Source organism: Kitasatospora sp. NPDC036755, assembly GCF_040636595.1.
In the GTDB taxonomy this organism is placed as follows: Bacteria; Actinomycetota; Actinomycetes; order Streptomycetales; family Streptomycetaceae; genus Kitasatospora.
Map to the genome: position 1 here is coordinate 1 of NZ_JBEZUT010000540.1, position 3,702 is coordinate 3,702.

Below are 3,702 nucleotides of genomic sequence, written 5' to 3' on the forward strand. Positions count from 1 at the left end.
CGAAGAGGCCGCCGGCGGGCTTGGCCGCGGGCTCCTCGGTGTTCTTCTTCTTGGCCATGGTGATCAGTCCACCGTCACGTAGTCGGGGCCGGAGTCCAGCCGGGTGTCCGGGGCGGCGACGGCGGCGGCCAGCAGGTGCAGCCACTGGTCGATGAAGCGGCGTACGGTGCGCTCCTCGTACAGCTCGGTGCTGTAGTCGGCCAGGCCGGTCAGGCCCTGCGGGGTCTCGGTGACCTGGAGGTGCAGGTCGAACTTGGCCGTGCCGGTGTCCACCGCGGCCGTGTCCATCCGCAGTCCGGGCAGCTCGATCCTGGTCTCCGGGGTGTTCTGGAGGACCAGCAGCAGGTTGGCGAACGGGGTGCGTCCGCCGGCGTCGCGGTCCGGGCGCACCGCCTCCACGATCCGCTCGAACGGCACGTCCTGGTGGGCGTACGCGGCGATCGCGGACTCCCGTACCCGGCCGAGCAGTTCGCGGAACGTCGGGTTGCCGGACAGGTCGGCGCGCAGCGGCAGCATGTTGACGAAGAAGCCGATCAGGCCCTCGGTGCTGGGGTGGTTGCGGTTGGCCACCGGCGAGCCGACCACCAGGTCGGTCTGGCCGCTCCAGCGCTGCGCCACGGCGGTGAAGCCGGCCAGCAGCGCCATGTACAGGGTGGCGTCGTGCTCGCGGGCCAGCGCGGTGAGCCGGGTGGCGAGGTCGCCGTCCAGCTGCCACGGGAAGCAGGCGCCGGCGAAGCTCTGCCGGGCGGCGCGCGGCCGGTCGGTGGGCAGGTCCACGGCGGTGGGGGCGTCGGCCAGCCGCTCGCGCCAGTGCTCCAGTTGGGCGTCCATCGCCCCGTCGGCGGCCCGCTCGTGCTGCCAGAGCGCGAAGTCAGCGTACTGGACGGGAAGTTCGGGAAGGGCGGCGGCGCCGGGCCGGTAGTGGTGGGCCAGTTCCCGGACCAGGACGTCCAGCGACCAGCCGTCCGCCACGATGTGGTGCACGGCGAGCACCAGCACGTGCTCCTCGTCGGCGAGCCGGACCAGCCGGCCGCGCAACAGGGGGCCGGCGCCCAGGTCGAAGGGGCGGCGGCTCTCCTGGTCGGCCAGCTCGGCGAGCGCGTCCTCCCGGGCGTCGGCGGCCGCTGCGGACAGGTCGGTGAGCGGCAGCGCGAGCTCGACCCGGGCGTGCACGACCTGCTCGGGCCGGCCGTCCTCGGCGCGGAACGTGGTGCGCAGCGCCTCGTGCCGCTCCACCACCCGGTTCAGCGCGCGCTCCAGGGCGGCGGCGTCGAGCCGGCCGGTCAGCCGGACGGTGCAGGCGATGCTGTAGAGCGGGCTCGGGCCGGCGAACTGCTCGACGAACCACAGCCGTTGCTGGGCGAAGGAGAGCGGCAGCCGCACCCCCTCGGGGCGGGGGGTGATCCGGTCGGCGGTGTCGGTGCGGGCGAGGCCCTGCTGCTCGAGCAGCTTGGCGAGCAGGCGGCGCTTCTCGGCGGAGAGCGCGGCGCGCTGGGGTGAGTGGCTCATGGGGAGTCCCGGCGGTCGGAGAGGGTGGTCAGGACGAGTGGTGCGGCAGCGGGAACTCCCGGCAGAGCCGGGCGACTTCGTCCCGCACCTCGGATCGGACGCCCGGGTCGAGGACGAACCCGGTCTCGTCACGGGCCACCACGGAGGTGAGCACCCGGTCCACCAGGGCGGCGCAGCGGCGCAGTTCGGCCTCGCCCATGCCGCGCAGCGCGAGGGTGTTGGTCCCGAAGCGGATGCCGCTGGTGACGCGCGGGCCGTGCGGGTCGCCCGGTATCCGGTTGCGGTTGACCACGATCCCGCAGTCGGCGAGCGCGGACTCGGCGATCGCCCCGGTCAGGCCGCGCCGGCCGACGTCCAGCAGCACCATGTGGTTGTCGGTGCCGCCGGTGACCAGGGTGTGGCCGAGGCCGGCGAAGGCCTCCGCCAGCTCCCGGGCGCCGGAGACCACCCGCTGCGCCAGGGCGCGGAACTCCGGCTGGGCGGCGATGTCGAAGGCGCGGGCCTTGGCGGCGACGGCGCCCAGGTCGGGGGTGCCCTGGAGGAACGGGAAGGTGCCGTGGGCGATCGCCCGGGCGAGGGTGCGCCGGGAGCCGGGCAGCGGCAGGTCGGCGTCCCGGCCCAGCAGGATCAGGCCGCCGCGGGGGCCGTACAGCTGCTTGTAGGTGCTGGTGGTGGTGGCGTGGGCGTGGTCCACCGGGCTGGGGTGCAGCCCGGCCGCGACCAGGCCGGCGATGTGCGAGATGTCGGCGAGCAGGAAGGCGCCGACCTCGTCGGCGATCCGCCGGAACCGGGCGAAGTCGACGGTGCGCGGGTAGGCGCTGGCGCCGCAGACGATCACCTTGGGCCGGTGGAGCCGGGCCAGTTCGGCGACCTGCTCGTAGTCGAGCATGCCGTCGGCGTCGGTGCCGTAGCCGACCGCGTCGAAGAACCGCCCGGACACCGAGGCCGGCGAGCCGTGGGTGAGGTGGCCGCCCGCGCTCAGCTCCATGCCGAGCAGGGTGCCGCCGGGCTTCATCAGGGTGCACAGCACGATCTGGTTGGCGGTGCTGCCCGAGTGCGGCTGCACGTTGGCGTACCGGGCGCCGAACAGCGCGCGGGCCCGTTCCACCGCCAACCGCTCGACCTCGTCGACCAGTTCGCAGCCCGCGTGGTAGCGGGCGCCCGGGTAGCCCTCGGTGGTGACGTTGGAGATGCTCGCGCCGGCGCAGGCCAGGACGGAGGGGTCGGCGCTGCTGGACGCGGCCACCATGGCCAGCGTCTCGTTCTGCCGGACGTGCTCGCGCTCCAGCAGGTCGGCGAGCAGTGGGTCGGCGGCGGCCAGGCGGTGGGCGCCGAGACGGGCGTGGGCGGCCAGGACGCCGGTGCTCGTGGTGGTGGGGCTCATGCGTGGCTCTCCTCGTGCTCCTGGTGCGCCTCGTTCTCGGCGTGCTCGTCGTGCTGGGCGAGCAGCCCGAGGGCCTCTTCGTCGGTCATCTCCAGCAGGGGTGCGGCGATCCGGGCCACCGCCGCGACGTCGGTGCCCGCCGCGTGGCCGCAGGCGGTCAGCCGCTCCGCCTGGGCGACGAGGGTGGGCGCCTCGAACAGCTCGCGCAGCGGCAGCTCGACGCCGAAGGTCTCCAGCACCGCCGAGGCGAGCCGGGTGGCGAGCAGCGAGTGCCCGCCGAGGGCGAAGAAGTCGTCCTCGGCGCCGACCCGGTCGACCTCCAGCAGTTCGGCCCAGAGCGCGGCCAGCACCCGCTCGGTGTCGTCGCGGGGGGCCACGTACGCGGCGGCGGCCCGCTCGGCCGTCGGGTCGGGCTCGGGCAGCGCGGCGCGGTCCACCTTGCCGTTGGGTGACAGCGGCAGCGCGTCCAGCGTCACGAAGACCGCCGGGACCATGTACTCGGGCAGCTCGGCCCGCAGCAGGGTGCGCAGTTCGGCGGCGGCCGGCGCCGGGGCGCCGCCCCGGGCGGGCACCAGGTAGCCGACGAGCCGCCGCTCCTCGCCGTCTCCACGGGCCGCGACCACGGCCCGTTCGATCCCGGGGTGGCGGCGCAGCACCGACTCGATCTCGCCGAGCTCGATCCGCAGCCCGCGCAGCTTGACCTGGTGGTCCAGCCGGCCGATCAGCTCGATCACGCCGTCGGCGCGGGTCCGGGCCAGGTCGCCGGTGCGGTACAGGCGCGCGCCGGCCGGCACCGGGCCGGTCCCGGC

At 75.1% G+C, this 3,702-nt stretch carries 3 protein-coding genes; all 3 read right to left on the reverse strand.

Annotated features, from left to right (window positions below; genetic code table 11):
* Window positions 1–63 precede the first annotated feature (63 nt).
* A complete protein-coding gene (locus AB0E96_RS39505; RefSeq protein ID WP_359831452.1) occupies window positions 64–1,509 on the reverse strand; it encodes a condensation domain-containing protein in 1,446 nt (481 codons plus the stop codon).
* Between the two features lie 28 nt (window positions 1,510–1,537).
* Window positions 1,538–2,893 (reverse strand): serine hydroxymethyltransferase, encoded by a 1,356-nt coding sequence (gene glyA / locus AB0E96_RS39510; RefSeq protein ID WP_359831454.1) that lies wholly within the window; start codon window positions 2,891–2,893, stop codon window positions 1,538–1,540.
* Window positions 2,890–3,702: phosphopantetheine-binding protein (locus tag AB0E96_RS39515; RefSeq protein ID WP_359831456.1), on the reverse strand; the 813-nt coding region annotated here is incomplete at its 5' end. The genes AB0E96_RS39515 and glyA, both read right to left, overlap by 4 nt.